This is a genomic window from Pseudomonas sp. NCIMB 10586 (genome assembly GCF_023127895.1).
Lineage (GTDB): Bacteria > Pseudomonadota > Gammaproteobacteria > Pseudomonadales > Pseudomonadaceae > Aquipseudomonas > Aquipseudomonas synxantha_A.
The window spans coordinates 578,153-592,910 of the sequence record NZ_SPKQ01000042.1; the positions used below are offsets into that span (position 1 = coordinate 578,153).

General features: G+C 60.9%; 13 protein-coding genes. All 13 read right to left on the reverse strand.

Features of this window, described 5'->3' with window-relative positions; translation table 11 throughout:
- Nucleotides 1-2: 2 nt before the first annotated feature.
- On the reverse strand, nucleotides 3-506 hold the full coding sequence (gene nuoJ / locus E4P01_RS17940; RefSeq protein WP_003174726.1) for an NADH-quinone oxidoreductase subunit J: 504 nt from the start codon (nucleotides 504-506) through the stop codon (nucleotides 3-5).
- Between the two features lie 9 nt (nucleotides 507-515).
- Nucleotides 516-1,064, reverse strand: coding sequence for an NADH-quinone oxidoreductase subunit NuoI (gene nuoI, locus E4P01_RS17945; protein WP_003174725.1), 549 nt, complete (start codon nucleotides 1,062-1,064; stop codon nucleotides 516-518).
- An 11-nt stretch (nucleotides 1,065-1,075) separates the two neighbouring features.
- Complete coding sequence (gene nuoH / locus E4P01_RS17950; protein WP_003192116.1) at nucleotides 1,076-2,083, reverse strand: NADH-quinone oxidoreductase subunit NuoH; 1,008 nt, start codon at nucleotides 2,081-2,083, stop codon at nucleotides 1,076-1,078.
- Nucleotides 2,080-4,794: an NADH-quinone oxidoreductase subunit NuoG gene (gene nuoG, locus E4P01_RS17955; protein ID WP_103734498.1), complete on the reverse strand. Its 2,715-nt coding sequence runs from the start codon at nucleotides 4,792-4,794 to the stop codon at nucleotides 2,080-2,082. Before nuoG ends, nuoH begins: the two co-directional genes overlap by 4 nt.
- A 135-nt stretch (nucleotides 4,795-4,929) precedes the next feature.
- Nucleotides 4,930-6,285: an NADH-quinone oxidoreductase subunit NuoF gene (gene nuoF / locus E4P01_RS17960; RefSeq protein ID WP_005789119.1), complete on the reverse strand. Its 1,356-nt coding sequence runs from the start codon at nucleotides 6,283-6,285 to the stop codon at nucleotides 4,930-4,932.
- A complete protein-coding gene (gene nuoE, locus E4P01_RS17965; RefSeq protein ID WP_003232080.1) occupies nucleotides 6,282-6,779 on the reverse strand; it encodes an NADH-quinone oxidoreductase subunit NuoE in 498 nt (165 codons plus the stop codon). Before nuoE ends, nuoF begins: the two co-directional genes overlap by 4 nt.
- A 2-nt stretch (nucleotides 6,780-6,781) precedes the next feature.
- The gene (gene nuoC / locus E4P01_RS17970) at nucleotides 6,782-8,566 is read right to left on the reverse strand and encodes an NADH-quinone oxidoreductase subunit C/D (RefSeq protein ID WP_216091710.1); all 1,785 of its coding nucleotides are present in this window, start codon (nucleotides 8,564-8,566) and stop codon (nucleotides 6,782-6,784) included.
- A gap of 72 nt (nucleotides 8,567-8,638) precedes the next feature.
- Complete coding sequence (locus E4P01_RS17975; RefSeq protein WP_012724951.1) at nucleotides 8,639-9,313, reverse strand: NADH-quinone oxidoreductase subunit B; 675 nt, start codon at nucleotides 9,311-9,313, stop codon at nucleotides 8,639-8,641.
- Nucleotides 9,314-9,323: 10 nt separating this feature from the next.
- Entirely contained in the window at nucleotides 9,324-9,737 is a 414-nt protein-coding gene (locus E4P01_RS17980) for an NADH-quinone oxidoreductase subunit A (protein WP_003192109.1), read from the reverse strand.
- Between the two features lie 637 nt (nucleotides 9,738-10,374).
- Nucleotides 10,375-11,700: an isocitrate lyase gene (gene aceA, locus E4P01_RS17985; RefSeq protein WP_003174717.1), complete on the reverse strand. Its 1,326-nt coding sequence runs from the start codon at nucleotides 11,698-11,700 to the stop codon at nucleotides 10,375-10,377.
- 494 nt (nucleotides 11,701-12,194) lie between these two features.
- Nucleotides 12,195-12,932, reverse strand: a complete 738-nt coding sequence (locus E4P01_RS17990) for a secretin N-terminal domain-containing protein (RefSeq protein ID WP_032880618.1) — start codon at nucleotides 12,930-12,932, stop codon at nucleotides 12,195-12,197.
- Nucleotides 12,933-13,162: 230 nt separating this feature from the next.
- Nucleotides 13,163-13,585, reverse strand: coding sequence for a GNAT family N-acetyltransferase (locus E4P01_RS17995; RefSeq protein WP_032880619.1), 423 nt, complete (start codon nucleotides 13,583-13,585; stop codon nucleotides 13,163-13,165).
- On the reverse strand, nucleotides 13,578-14,744 hold the full coding sequence (locus tag E4P01_RS18000) for a cupin domain-containing protein (protein WP_005789108.1): 1,167 nt from the start codon (nucleotides 14,742-14,744) through the stop codon (nucleotides 13,578-13,580). The genes E4P01_RS17995 and E4P01_RS18000 overlap by 8 nt, the downstream gene beginning before the upstream one ends.
- Between the last annotated feature and the right edge of the window lie 14 nt (nucleotides 14,745-14,758).

Below are 14,758 nucleotides of genomic sequence, written 5' to 3' on the forward strand. Positions count from 1 at the left end.
CGTCATTGCTCCTTGGCTTCGTTGCGGCCCAAGTGGAAGGCGGTGATGGCTGCGGCGAGCAGCAGCATCGAAGCCAGTTCGACCACCAGCAGGTACGGGCCGAACAGGCTGATGCCCACGGCTTTGGCGTCTACGGTGGTGTGGCCGATGGCCTGGCCGCTCTGGTGAGCGAACAGTACATACAGCAGTTCACCCAGCAGCAATGCTGCGAGGACAACCGGGCCGAGCCAGATGCCGGGCTTGAGCCAGACGCGCTCCTGGGCGACCGAAGCCGGCCCCAGGTTGAGCATCATCACCACAAACACGAACAGCACCATGATGGCGCCGGCGTAGGCGATCACTTCCAGTACACCGGCGAACGGTGCGCCGAGGCTGAAAAAGGTCATGGCCACGGCGATCAGCGAAATGATCAGGTAGAGCAGGGCGTGCACGGGGTTGGTGTTGGTGATCACGCGAAGCGTGGACACCACTGCAATACCCGATGCGAAATAGAAAGCGAATTCCATCTTTCTTCCTTAAGGCAGCAAGCTCTTCACGTTGATCGGCTCGGCTTCGTTTTGTGCGGCGCCCTTCGGCTTACCGGCAACGGCCATACCTGCAACACGATAGAAGTTGTAATCAGGGTTTTTACCGGGACCAGAGATCAGCAGATCTTCTTTCTCGTACACCAGGTCCTGACGTTTGAACTCGGCCATCTCGAAATCCGGTGTGAGCTGGATTGCGGTGGTCGGGCAAGCTTCCTCGCAGAGGCCGCAGAAAATGCAGCGCGAGAAGTTGATACGGAAGAAGTCCGGGTACCAGCGACCGTCTTCGGTTTCAGCTTTCTGCAGGGAGATGCAACCCACCGGGCACGCCACGGCGCACAGGTTGCAGGCTACGCAACGCTCTTCGCCATCGGGGTCGCGGGTCAGTACGATGCGGCCGCGATAGCGCGGCGGCAGGTACACCGCTTCTTCGGGGTATTGCAGGGTGTCGCGTTTGCGAAAGCCGTGACCGAACACCATCACCAGGCTTCGCAACTGGGTACCGGTACCCTTAACGATGTCGCCAATATATTTGAACATGGGTCAAATCCTCACTGAACCGCGGCTGCTGGCGTGTTCAACAACACGACGGCAGCCGTCACCAGCAAATTGATCAGGGTCAGCGGCAGGCAGAATCTCCAGCTGAAATCCATCACCTGGTCATAGCGTGGGCGCGGAATCGAGGCGCGCAGCAGGATGAACAGCATGATGAAGAACGCGGTCTTCAAGAAGAACCAGAAGAAGGCCAACTGCGGCAGGATGCCGAACGGACCGTGCCAGCCGCCGAAGAACAGCGTGACCAGCAGGGCCGAGATCAAGATGATGCCGATGTACTCACCGACGAAGAACATGCCCCACTTCATGCCGGCATATTCAATGTGGTAACCGTCGGCCAGTTCCTGCTCCGCTTCCGGCTGGTCGAACGGGTGACGGTGAGTCACGGCCACGCCAGCGATGAAGAAGGTGCAGAAGCCAAAGAACTGCGGAATGATGAACCACAGGTTCTGTGCCTGGTACTCGACGATATCGCGCATGTTGAACGAGCCGACCTGCACCACGATGCCCATCAGGGCCAGGCCCATGAACACTTCGTAGGACACGGTCTGGGCCGAGGCCCGCAAGCTGCCCAGCAGGGCGAACTTGTTGTTACTGGCCCAACCGGCGAACAGCACCGCATACACCGACAGACCGGCCATGGCGAAGAAGAACAGCAAGCCGATGTTCAGGTCCGCCACGCCCCAGGTCGGGGTGATCGGGATGATCGCGAAGGCGATCAGCAAGGCGCTCATGGCTACCACCGGCGCCAGGGTGAAGATCACCTTGTCGGCGAACGGCGGGGTCCAGTCTTCCTTGAAGAACATTTTCAGCATGTCGGCCGCGATCTGGAACATGCCGAATGGGCCAACGCGGTTCGGACCGTAACGGTCCTGCCACCAGCCCAGCAGGCGACGTTCGACGAAGCTGAGCAGCGCGCCCGCGACGACCACGGCCAACAGGATCACGATGGCCTTGACCACCGAGATGATCACGTCAATTACTTCCGGCGTGAACCAAGTCATTGCGCTGCCTCCTGCAGACCGTCAACGGTTTTGCCGAAAATGGCAGGCGGAATACCGGCGATGCCTTTAGGCAGTGCAACCAGGCCGGCACCCAGCTCGTCATTGATACGCAGCGGCAGACGCAGGGTCTGGCCGGCCACGTTGAGGCTGAGCAGCGCACCGTCGTTGACGCCCAGGCGGTCGGCTTCGGACTTGGCCACGGACACGTAAGCGGCAGGAATGCGCTCTTGAACCGGCGCGGCCTTGGAAGAGGTTTCTTCGCTGCCGAACAGGTGGAAGAACGGCACGACCTGCCAGGTACCCGGAGCCGGGTTGAACGGACGCGGTACCGCAGTGAACCAGTTCAGCGCGTCACCGGTGCTTTCGATCAGGCGGGTGCCCGGGTCGCCAGCACGGATGTGACCACCGACTTCATCCTGGAACTTGTTCCAGGCCTGCGGCGAGTTCCAGCCCGGCGACCAGGCAAACGGCACCTGCTGACGCGGCTCGGCCGAGCCCGAGTAACCTTCCATGGAGAAGGCGAACGCAGTGTCGATGTCTTGCGGGGTACGCGGTTCGTGCACGCTGATGTCGGCGCGCATGGCGGTACGACCGGAGTAGCGCAGCGGTTCACGGGCCAGTTTCAGGCCCTTGATACGGAACGCGGCAGACGGCGCGGCATCGACAATACGAGCCAGCTGCGGCGCGCTGGCGGCGGTGGCAGCGGTCACGTGGTCGAGCTGGGTCCAGTCGATCGGCTGGTTCAGCAGGGTCGCGCGCAGGGCGTGCAGCCAGCGCCAGCCTTCGTGCACCAGGATGCTGGCATCCATGTACTTCGGATCGAACACCTGGAAGAAGCGCTGGGCGCGGCCTTCCTGGCTGACCAGGGTACCGTCGCCTTCGGCGAAGGTGGCGGCTGGCAGCACCAGGTCGGCACGCTCGCTGGTGGCGGTCTTCTGGTGGTCGGCCACGATCAGGACTTTGGCAGCGTCCAGCGCAGCGTCAACCTTGGCGGCAGCGGTGCGGGTGTACAGGTCGTTTTCCAATACCACAATGGCGTCGGCGCTGCCGTCGGTCACTGCTTGCAGGGCGGCGTCCAGGGACTCGCCACCGAGCATGGCCAGGCCCAGGCTGTTGGCTTCCGGCACCACCAGGCTGATGGAGCCGTTCTTGTCGCGCAGCTTCAGAGCTTTGGCGATGTTGGCAGCGGCTTCGATCAGCGCCTTGGAACCCAACGAGGTACCGGCAATGATCAACGGGCGCTTGGCCGCCAGCAGGGCGTCGGCGATGCGCTGGGCCAGTTCGACGGCTTCGGTGTCCAGGCCGTCGACGGCAGGCGCGCTGGCGTCGAGGGCGTGGGCCACGGCGAAACCGAGGCGTGCCAGGTCGTCCGGTGCGGCGTGCACGCATTCTTCGGCGATGTCGTCGAGCTTGGTTTCAGCCAGCGAGGCGATGAACAGCGGGTTCAGCGCGTGCTGACCGATGTTTTTCACCGCCGCGTCAAGCCACGGCTGTACGCGCATGGCGTCGGCCATTTCTTCGGCCTTGCCTTTGACCGACTGGCGCAGCGACAGGGCAATGCGCGCCGCGGTCTGGGTCAGGTCTTCACCGAGCACAAAGATGGCATCGTGGTCTTCGATGTCGCGCATGTTCGGAACCGGCAGCGGGCTGTCGTTCAGCACTTGCAGGACCAGGCGGATGCGCTCCAGCTCGCCGGCTTCGATACCGCAGTAGAAGTGCTCGGCACCGACCAGCTCGCGCAACGCGAAGTTGCTTTCGAGGCTGGCACGCGGCGAACCGATACCGACGATATTGCGCCCGCGCAGCAGGTCGGCGGCTTTATCCAGCGCGGCGTCCAGGCTCAGCTTGGCGCCATCGGCCAGCAGCGGCTGGCGTGGGCGGTCTTCGCGGTTGACGTAGCCATAGCCGAAACGGCCACGGTCGCACAGGAAGTACTGGTTGACCGAACCGTTGAAGCGGTTTTCGATACGACGCAGTTCGCCGTAGCGCTCGCCCGGGGAGATGTTGCAACCGCTGGAGCAGCCATGGCAGATGCTCGGCGCAAATTGCATGTCCCACTTACGGTTGTAGCGCTCGGAGTGAGTCTTGTCGGTAAACACACCGGTCGGGCAGACCTCGGTGAGGTTGCCGGAAAACTCGCTCTCAAGCACGCCGTCTTCAACGCGACCGAAGTACACGTTGTCGTGGGCGCCGAAGACGCCCAGGTCGGTGCCGCCGGCGTAGTCTTTATAGAAGCGCACGCAGCGGTAGCAGGCGATGCAGCGGTTCATCTCGTGGGAAATGAACGGGCCGAGGTCCTGGTTCTGGTGGGTACGCTTGGTGAAGCGATAACGGCGCTCGTTGTGGCCGGTCATCACCGTCATGTCTTGCAGGTGGCAGTGACCGCCTTCCTCACAGACCGGGCAGTCGTGGGGGTGGTTGGTCATCAGCCATTCGACAACGCTGGCGCGGAACGCCTTGGACTCTTCATCGTCGATGGAGATCCAGGTGTTGTCGGTGGCTGGGGTCATGCAGGACATGACGATACGACCACGGGTGTCGTTCTCGTCGGTGTATTGCTTGACCGCACACTGGCGACAGGCACCGACGCTACCGAGCGCGGGGTGCCAGCAGAAATACGGAATATCGAGGCCGAGTGACAGACACGCCTGTAACAGGTTGTCTGCCCCATCGACTTCGAGCGCTTTGCCGTCTACGTGGATAGTGGCCATGGTTCAAAGTTCTTCGTTGGCCCGTTGTCAGCGGGCGTGGCTAATGGAATCTTGTTATTCATGTGCATCTACACAGCCTTTACGGCGTCAGCACATGAGCAGGCGAAGGGCACGGACCCTTCGCCTGTTTAAGCGTTACGCGCCGACTACGATCGGCTTCGCCAGAGGCGGGACGGCGGCGCTGGTGGGCGCGATGCCGGCTTCGAACTCCGAGCGGAAGTATTTGATTGCGCTGCCCAATGGCTCTACGGCGCCCGGTGCGTGAGCACAGAAGGTCTTGCCTGGGCCGAGGAAGCCGACCAGGCCCAGCAGGGTTTCGATATCACCCTCGCGGCCTTCGCCGTTTTCCAGGGCCATCAGCAGCTTGACGCTCCACGGCAGGCCGTCGCGGCATGGGGTGCAGAATCCGCAGGATTCACGGGCAAAGAACTGCTCCATGTTGCGCAGCAGCGAGACCATGTTCACGGTGTTGTCGACCGCCATTGCCAGGCCGGTACCCATCCGGGTGCCCACCTTGCCGATGCCGCCGGCATACATTTGTGCGTCCAGGTGCTCAGGAAGCAGGAAACCGGTGCCGGCGCCGCCTGGCTGCCAGGCCTTCAAGGTGTAGCCGTCGCGCATACCGCCGGCGTAGTCCTCGAACAGCTCGCGTGCGGTCACGCCGAACGGCAGCTCCCACAGACCCGGGTTCTTGACCTTGCCGGAGAAGCCCATGAGCTTGGTGCCCATGTCTTCGCTGCCCTCGCGAGCCAACGATTTGTACCAGTCCACGCCGTCGGCGATGATCGCCGGCACGTTGCACAGGGTCTCGACGTTGTTCACGCAGGTCGGCTTGCCCCACACGCCTACGGCGGCGGGGAAGGGCGGCTTGGAGCGCGGGTTGGCGCGGCGACCTTCGAGGGAGTTGATCAGTGCGGTTTCTTCACCGCAGATATAACGCCCGGCGCCGGTGTGCACGAACAGTTCGAAATCGAAGCCGGAACCGAGGATGTTCTTGCCCAGCAGGCCCGCGGCCTTGGCTTCTGCCACTGCACGGTTGAGGTGCTTGGCGGCGGTGGTGTACTCGCCACGCAGGAAGATGTAGCCACGGTAGGTCTTGAGCGCACGGGCGCTGATCAACATGCCTTCGATCAGCAGATGGGGCAGTTGCTCCATCAGCATGCGGTCTTTCCAGGTGTTGGGCTCCATCTCATCCGCGTTGCACAGCAGGTAGCGGATGTTGATGGATTCGTCTTTGGGCATCAGGCCCCACTTCACACCCGTGGGGAAGCCTGCGCCGCCGCGGCCCTTGAGGCCGGCGTCCTTCACGGTCTGGACGATATCGTCCTGGGCCATATCGGCGAAGGCTTTGCGCGCTGCGGCGTAACCGTTCTTGGCCTGGTATTCGTCAAGCCATACCGGCTCGCCGTCGTCACGCAGGCGCCAGGTCAGCGGGTGGGTCTCGGCCGAACGCTTGATCAGGTTGGCCGGGCCGAAGGAAGTCAGGGTCATGGGTAGCCCTCGAGCAATTGGGTCACGCCAGCAGGCTGTACGTCACCGAATGTGTCGTCGTCGATCATCAACGCCGGCGCCTTGTCGCAGTTGCCCAGGCAGCACACCGGCAGCAGCGTGAAGCGGCCGTCGGCGGTGGTCTGGCCGAGGCCGATACCCAGCTTGGCCTGGATTTCGCTGACCACGGACTCATGGCCGCCGATGTAGCAGACCATGCTGTCGCACACGCGAATGATGTGACGGCCGACCGGCTGACGGAAAATCTGGCTGTAGAACGTCGCCACGCCTTCAACGTCGCTGGCGGGGATGCCGAGGATCTCGCCGATGGCGTAAAGGGCGCCGTCGGGCACCCAGCCACGTTCCTTCTGGACGATCTTCAAGGCTTCGATCGACGCCGCGCGCGGGTCTTCGTAGTGATGCAGCTCGTGCTCGATGGCCGAGCGCTCGGTTTCACTGAGGGTGAAACGGTCTGTCTGGATAAGCGTGCTGTTCATGCTTAGCGGTCCACGTCGGCCATAACGAAATCGATACTACCCAGGTACGCAATCAAGTCCGCGACCATCTCGCCTTTGATCACCGAAGGGATCTGCTGCAAGTGGGCGAAGCTTGGAGTACGAATCCGGGTGCGGTAGCTCATGGTGCCGCCATCGCTCGTCAGGTAATAACTGTTGATACCCTTGGTCGCTTCAATCATCTGGAAGGACTCGTTGGCCGGCATGACCGGGCCCCACGAGACTTGCAGGAAGTGCGTGATCAGGGTTTCGATGTGCTGCAGGGTGCGCTCTTTAGGCGGCGGCGTGGTCAGCGGGTGATCCGCCTTGTACGGGCCGGCCGGCATGTTGCGCATGCACTGCTCGATGATTTTCAGGCTCTGGCGCATTTCTTCGACGCGCACGATGCAACGGTCGTAGGCATCGCCGTTGGCCGCCAGCGGGACTTCGAACTCGAAGTTCTCGTAGCCGGAGTACGGGCGCGCCTTGCGCAGGTCGAAATCGCAACCGGTGGAACGCAGGCCAGCACCGGTGACACCCCACTCCAGGGCCTCCTTGGTGTTGTACTGGGCGACGCCGATGGTCCGGCCCTTGAGGATGCTGTTATCCAGCGCAGCCTTTTGGTACTCGTCCAGACGCTTGGGCATCCAGTCGATGAATTCCTTGACCAGGCGCTCCCAGCCGTTCGGCAGGTCGTGGGCCACACCGCCGATGCGGTACCAGGCCGGGTGCAGGCGGAAGCCGGTGATGGCTTCGATGACCTTGTACGCACGCTGACGGTCGGTGAAGGTGAAGAACACCGGGGTCATGGCGCCGACGTCCTGGATATAGGTACCCAGGAACAGCAGGTGGCTGGTGATCCGGAAGAACTCGGCCATCATGATGCGGATGGTGTCGACGCGGTCCGGAACCTTGATCCCGGCCAGCTTCTCGACCGAGAGCACGTACGGCAGGTTGTTCATCACGCCGCCGAGGTAGTCGATACGGTCGGTGTACGGGATGAAGCTGTGCCAGGACTGACGCTCGGCCATCTTCTCGGCGCCACGGTGGTGGTAGCCGATGTCCGGGACGCAGTCGACGATTTCTTCGCCGTCCAGTTGCAGGATGATACGGAAGGCACCGTGAGCCGAAGGGTGGTTCGGGCCCAGGTTGAGGAACATGTAGTCCTCGTTGGTGCCGGAGCGTTTCATGCCCCAGTCTTCCGGACGGAAGCGCGCCGCTTCTTCTTCAAGCTGCTGCTTGGCGAGGTTGAGGCTGTACGGGTCGAATTCGGTGGCGCGGGCAGGGAAGTCCTTGCGCAGCGGGTGACCTTCCCAGGTCGGCGGCATCATGATGCGCGTCAGGTGTGGGTGGCCAGGGAAGTCGATGCCGAACATGTCCCAGACTTCACGCTCGTACCAGCTGGCGTTCGGCCAGATACCGGTCACGGTCGGGATGCTCAGGTCGCTTTCCGACAGGGCGACCTTGATCATCACGTCGCTGTTACGTTCCAGCGACATCAGGTGATAGAACACGGTGAAATCAGCGCCGCTCGGCAGCCCCTGGCGCTTGGTGCGCAGACGCTCGTCCACGCCATGCAGGTCATAGAGCATGACGTACGGCTTGGGCAGGTTGCGCAGGAAGGTCAGGACTTCGACGAGCTTGGCACGCGCCACCCACAGCACCGGCATACCGGTGCGTGTGGCCTGGGCAGTGAAGGCGTCAGGGCCAAAACGGTTATTGAGTTCGACGACCACATCCTGGTCGTCTGCCTTATAAGGCGGGATGTACAGAGCACTGCCTGTAGTCATGGTTTTTTATCGCTTTCGGTCAACGTAAAGAATGAAGCCAGGTTTTCGTTCTATAAAAGAAGCGGTGCTGGATCAGACTTCGTCGGGGCTGCGCAGGTTGGTGACTGCGATTCGCTGTTCGCGGCGCTGTTCCTTTTGTGACGGCATCTCGGCGCGGTACACGCCTTGATCGCCGACAACCCAGGACAGTGGGCGACGCTCCTTGCCAATCGACTCCTGCAGCAGCATCAAGCCTTGCAGGAAAGCTTCAGGGCGGGGCGGGCAGCCAGGCACGTAGACGTCCACGGGCAGGAACTTGTCGACCCCCTGAACCACGGAGTAGATGTCGTACATGCCACCGGAGTTGGCGCACGAACCCATGGAGATAACCCACTTCGGCTCGAGCATTTGCTCGTAGAGACGCTGGATGATCGGCGCCATCTTGATAAAGCAGGTACCGGCGATAACCATGAAATCCGCCTGGCGCGGTGATGCCCGGATAACCTCGGCGCCAAAGCGCGCGATGTCGTGGGGCGCCGTGAAGGCGGTGGTCATTTCCACGTAGCAGCACGAAAGGCCGAAGTTGTACGGCCACAGGGAGTTCTTACGCCCCCAGTTGACCGCGCCACTCAGCACGTCTTCCAGCTTGCCCATGTAGATGTTTTTGTGGACTTGGTCTTCTAACGGATCGGAGACGGTTTCCCGCTCGCCGATGGGGTACTGATCGTTAGGAGCATCCGGGTCGATCCTGGTGAGATTGTATTGCATCGCCAAAGCCTCATTGTTTCAGCTTCGCTTGCCGCTTGCGACGAGCTTCCGGAGCCCAGTCAAGGGCGCCCACTCGGAACAGGTAGACAAGACCTGCCAACAGAATTGCTATGAAAACGAGAGCTTCGACGAATCCGGTCCAGCCGCTTTCGCGGACGGACACAGACCAGGCAAAGAGAAAGAGGGCTTCGATATCGAAGATCACGAACAGCATCGCGACCAGATAGAATTTGGCTGAGAGCCGCAAGCGGGCGCCACCTGTAGGTAGCATGCCGGACTCGAACGGTTCGTTTTTGCTGCGGCCCCAGGCTTTTGACCCAAGGAGGCTGGAAACACCGAGCATGAAGGCGCAGAGGCCGACAACACCGAGGAGGAAAATGGCAAAGCCCCAGTTGTGGGCCATGAGTCCTGTCGCGTCGGTCATGCTGGAAATCCTTAACAGAGAGCAAAGGTCTCTGAGCTCGAAAAAGTAACGATGCAGTGACGATATGTCGCACTGCAATCAATCGCGGTGATTTTATGGCTAAACACCGGGCAAGTAAAATTCCCAGGGCGAAATTATTCGGTGGAATAAGCACATAGTGCACCTTCTTGGGGCTGTAGCCCTTGTGCCGTGGGCATTAGCGGGCTTTTCATCAATTATGTTTTGTTTAAGCTGTAACGAAGTTTTCAGGCGCCAAATGATAATGAATATTGTTTGCGTGGGGTTTAAGCGATTGTTTCTCATGTGGCGGGGGAAGTTGCCGTTACTTGCTTGAGTGTCGCTTAGTTGTCGCAACGGTTCTTTTAACCGATTGGATGTGTGCGAATACCGCTCTGGATCAATGTTTTGCGCAAAATTCCTTGTGGGAGGGGGCTTGCTCCCGATAGCTGAGTATCAGCCAACCCAACTGTTGCTGATCCACCGCTATCGGGAGCAAGCCCCCTCCCACATTTGGTCCGCAGTGCATCGGTAGGTTTTGTGCAGGCAAAAAAACGCCCCGAACCAGTCGGGGCGTGATTGTTGTGCGGCACTGCGGTTAGGTCTTCCCTGGGGCCGCAGTGGCCGTGTACTCAGTGGATCAGTGGAACTGCTCTTCTTCGGTCGAACCGGTCAGCGCGGTCACGGACGAGGTGCCGCCCTGGATCACGGTGGTCATGTCGTCGAAGTAGCCGGTACCCACTTCCTGCTGGTGCGCCACGAAGGTGTAGCCTTTGGCGGCGTCAGCGAATTCCTGCTCCTGCAGCTTCACATAGGCAGTCATGTCGTTGCGGGCGTAGTCATGCGCCAGGTTGAACATGCTGTGCCACATGTTGTGAATGCCGGCCAGGGTGATGAACTGGTGCTTGTAGCCCATTGCCGACAGTTCACGCTGGAACTTGGCGATGGTCGCGTCGTCCAGGTTCTTCTTCCAGTTGAAGGAAGGCGAGCAGTTGTAGGACAGCAGTTGGTCCGGGTATTCCTTCTTGATCGCTTCGGCGAAGCGACGAGCTTCGTCCAGGTCCGGCTTGGCGGTCTCGCACCAGATCAGGTCGGCGTACGGCGCGTAGGCCAGGCCGCGGGCAATGGCCTGGTCGAGGCCGGCGCGGACTTTATAGAAACCTTCCTGAGTACGCTCGCCAGTCACGAACGGCTGGTCGTACGGGTCGCAGTCCGAGGTCAGCAAGTCTGCCGCGTTGGCGTCGGTACGGGCCAGGATGATGGTCGGAGTACCGGCAACGTCAGCGGCCAAACGCGCAGCGGTCAGCTTCTGTACGGCTTCCTGGGTCGGTACCAGTACCTTGCCGCCCATGTGGCCGCATTTCTTCACTGACGCAAGCTGGTCTTCGAAGTGCACGCCGGCAGCGCCTGCCTCGATCATGCTCTTCATCAGCTCGTAGGCGTTGAGTACGCCGCCGAAACCGGCTTCGGCATCAGCCACGATTGGCGCGAAGTAGTCGATGTAGCCTTCGTCACCCGGGTTCTTGCCGGCTTTCCACTGGATCTGGTCGGCACGACGGAACGAGTTGTTGATGCGCTTGACCACGGTCGGTACGGAGTCCACCGGGTACAGCGATTGGTCGGGGTACATGGATTCAGCGGAGTTGTTGTCCGCTGCCACTTGCCAGCCGGACAGGTAGATCGCCTGGATGCCGGCTTTTACCTGTTGGACTGCCTGGCCGCCAGTGAGGGCGCCCATGCAGTTGACGAAATCTTTGTCGGGACGGAAGGACGGCTTGGCACCTTGGGTGACCAGGTTCCACAGCTTCTCGGCGCCGAGTTTTGCAAAGGTGTGCTCAGGTTGGACCGAGCCACGCAGGCGGACGACGTCAGCAGCGGAATAAGCGCGGGTCACGCCTTTCCAGCGTGGGTTTTCAGCCCAATCTTTTTCAAGGGCTGCAATTTGCTGTTCGCGTGTCAGTGCCATGGGGAAAAACCTCGTCGCATAGGTCTAGGTGGAAAATTCCATTTGCCAGCCACGTACAAAGTGCGTGGTGATGGCTGCTCGCTGACCAGAAGCTTGGGTGTTCAAGTCAAGTTCGGCGGGGTAGGCGACGGGATGAACGATTGGCTCAAGGCGGAGTTGAGCAGGTAAGGGCAAACTGCAAACGGTCTTCGGGCGTCGTGGGCCTTTGTACGATTCATCAGTGCGTAGCCGGGTTACCTGGTTAGCTTCCGTCCCTCGGGACAACTTCGTTCCAGTCGCAACCTCGTCCAACGTGCCTTGTGGGCGGTACAGACACGAATCGGCTCAGGTGGGTAACTTGGAGCGGCGATCCGAAGGCCCTTGCCAGGGCCCCTGATTAGCGGGAGCGAGGCCATCATGCCCATGCTTTTTTGGATCGTCAAATGTTTTGTAGTGCTTTTTTCAAGGCACTACATCTTTGGTCTAATACGACTCGCCAGTCAGTTTTTGGTGCTTCAGTTCAGGGTGTCGACCTTGACCCGCACCGTCAGGTCATCGCGGCCCTGAGTAGAGTAGCTGCGGGTTGTAGAAGATTTGTCGGCCTGGGTTTCGCCATTGATGCCTGCCAGGGTAATCCATTCGCCCAAGCGTCCGCTGACGGTTGTGTCGGTGCTCTGCACGTTCACTACATCAGGACGTTCCTGGCTCATACGGTCACGGTTGGTACTGATAGCCAGGTGTACGGTCTCGCCGGTGACGCTGGCGGTGACGTAAAAGCCCTGGGTGACGTTGCGATACTGGGTCTGGTTCTGCAGGCGGCCATAGCCATCCTGGTGCGTGGTGGTCAGCGGTACGCTCTGGCCGATCTGAATAAGCGCCGGCACGCCTTCGCTGGCCTGGATCTGCTGGATGCCGCCATCCCGGCTGACGGTGCCATAGCTGATGATGCGGGTCTGGCTGTCGCCGCTGTTCTGCTGGTTGGTTTCGTTGGTGTCGACGGTGATCAGCAGGCGCTTGGCCGGCGTGTCCAGTTGGGAGAGCAGGGTACGCAAGCCCTCGATCTTCGCAGGGTCGGCGTTAACGATAAGCTGGTTGCCGTAGGCGCTGACGGTGCCGTCCTTGCCGATGAAGTTCTGCGCCACGGGCAGTAGGTCGGCGCTGGTGCGGTTGCTCAGGTTGACGACCTCGGTGGCAGCCATGGCCGAAACACTGGCGGTCAGGAGCAGGGCGGTGAGCAGGGTGCGTAGGGACATGTCCGTTATCTCTGCGAGTCATTTGGCTTGATAGTGCCAGTTTGTCGGCCTGGCGGGGCGCAAGTTGAATCGTAGACGGCAAAATGCCCTGGCAGGCAGGGCATTTTGAGGTGTTGCTGATATGGCTATCGGGAGCAAGCCCCCTCCCACATTTTGACCGCATTTCAAAGGATGGACTCAGTCAAATGTGGGAGGGGGCTTGCTCCCGATATAGGCGACTCGGTCTTGAGTCAGCCCCCGCGCACCATATCCACATGCGGAATCCCGACTTCAAGAAACTCATCGCTGACGATCTTGAAACCCAACCGCTCATAAAACGGCGCCGCATACACCTGCGCACTGAGGAACTGCCGGGTCTGGCCGCGCTTTTCAGCCACTCCAATCACCGCTTCCATCAGCTTGTCGCCCACCTTCAGCCCGCGCCAGTCCTTGAGCACCGACACGCGACCAATCTCGCCGCTGGGCAGCAGGCGTGCGGTGCCAATCGGAAAGTCGCCTTCGAATGCGAGGAAATGCATGGCGCCAGCGTCGTCCGCATCCCACTCGAGCTCGGCTGGAACCGATTGCTCGGCGATAAATACCGCTTCACGAATGCGCCGAATCTCGTCGATATCCTTTCGCCAGTCCGCGACACTTACGTGAATCTTATTCATCCGCGAACCCCAGGCTGCCTTGCTTGACCAGTTCGCACAGCAGGTCGCGGCCGTCTTCGTCGGCCAGCCATACGCTGAGGTTTTCGCTGTGCAGTGCGTCGGCCGAGCACACCAGCTTCAGCAGTTCACGCAGCTTGCCGGGCAGGTAACGGCTCTGGCCACTGGCAAACAGCAATACATCGTCGTCGACTTCAGACCAGGCCAGGCGCGCGCTTGGGTTGCGTACCAGAATCGCGCCATCTTGCAGGCTGTTGATGAAGTCTTCTTCGCCCAGCTCTTCACCAGCGACCAGTTCCGGGTAGCGCGGCTCGGTCATGAACTGGCCGAACCAGGTCAGCAACATGCGCTCGTCGCTCATGTGCTCAGCCAGCAGACCCTTGAGGCGATCCAGAGCGTCGACCTGAATCTGGTGTGGGTCGCTGACCGGCTGGGCGTCGGCGTCGGTGTAGCGCTCTTCGTCAGTCAGGTACTGGCTGAGGAAGTCGGTGAAGTGGGTCAGCACTTCGGCGGCGCTCGGGGCGCGGAAACCCACCGAGTAGGTCATGCAATCGTCTTCGGCAATGCCGAAGTGCGCCAGGCGCGGTGGCAGGTAGAGCATGTCGCCTGGCTCCAGCACCCATTCGGCGCTTTCTTCGAATTCGGCGAGGATGCGCAGGTCAGCGTGTTGCAGCAGCGGGCTTTCGGAGCTGCACATCTGGCCGATCTTCCAGTTGCGCTTGCCCTGGGCTTGCAGCAGGAACACATCGTAGTTATCGAAGTGCGGACCGACGCTGCCGCCGGGCGCGGCGAAGCTGATCATCACATCGTCGATACGCCAGCTTGGCAGGAAACGGAAGTGCTCCAGCAGTTCGGCGACTTCCGGCACGAACTGGTCGACCGCCTGCACCAGCAGGGTCCACTCACGCTCTGGCAGGGCGCTGAAGGCATCTTCGGCGAATGGGCCGCGACGCAGTTCCCACGGGCGCTCGCCGTGTTCGATCACCAGGCGCGATTCGACTTCTTCTTCCAGGGCCAGGCCTGCCAGTTCGTCGGCGTCGATCGGGCTTTCGAAGTCAGGGATGGCCTGACGGATCAGCAGGGGTTTCTTCTGCCAGTAGTCGCGCAGGAATTCCCGTGCCGTGATGCCGCCCAGAAGTTGAAGAGGGATATCAGGATTCATGTGTAACCTATTGA

Bases quoted from the DNA above. Each gene is read 5' to 3' on its own strand.
- nuoF (WP_005789119.1), bottom strand. From the start codon at position 6,285: ATGACCCTGACTTCCTTCGGCCCGGCCAACCTGATCAAGCGTTCGGCC.
- aceA (WP_003174717.1), bottom strand. From the start codon at position 11,700: ATGGCACTGACACGCGAACAGCAAATTGCAGCCCTTGAAAAAGATTGG.
- nuoG (WP_103734498.1), bottom strand. From the start codon at position 4,794: ATGGCCACTATCCACGTAGACGGCAAAGCGCTCGAAGTCGATGGGGCA.
- E4P01_RS17975 (WP_012724951.1), bottom strand. From the start codon at position 9,313: ATGCAATACAATCTCACCAGGATCGACCCGGATGCTCCTAACGATCAG.
- nuoI (WP_003174725.1), bottom strand. From the start codon at position 1,064: ATGTTCAAATATATTGGCGACATCGTTAAGGGTACCGGTACCCAGTTG.
- nuoC (WP_216091710.1), bottom strand. From the start codon at position 8,566: ATGACTACAGGCAGTGCTCTGTACATCCCGCCTTATAAGGCAGACGAC.
- E4P01_RS17990 (WP_032880618.1), bottom strand. From the start codon at position 12,932: ATGTCCCTACGCACCCTGCTCACCGCCCTGCTCCTGACCGCCAGTGTT.
- nuoH (WP_003192116.1), bottom strand. From the start codon at position 2,083: ATGACTTGGTTCACGCCGGAAGTAATTGACGTGATCATCTCGGTGGTC.
- E4P01_RS17980 (WP_003192109.1), bottom strand. From the start codon at position 9,737: ATGACCGACGCGACAGGACTCATGGCCCACAACTGGGGCTTTGCCATT.
- nuoJ (WP_003174726.1), bottom strand. From the start codon at position 506: ATGGAATTCGCTTTCTATTTCGCATCGGGTATTGCAGTGGTGTCCACG.
- nuoE (WP_003232080.1), bottom strand. From the start codon at position 6,779: ATGAACAGCACGCTTATCCAGACAGACCGTTTCACCCTCAGTGAAACC.
- E4P01_RS18000 (WP_005789108.1), bottom strand. From the start codon at position 14,744: ATGAATCCTGATATCCCTCTTCAACTTCTGGGCGGCATCACGGCACGG.
- E4P01_RS17995 (WP_032880619.1), bottom strand. From the start codon at position 13,585: ATGAATAAGATTCACGTAAGTGTCGCGGACTGGCGAAAGGATATCGAC.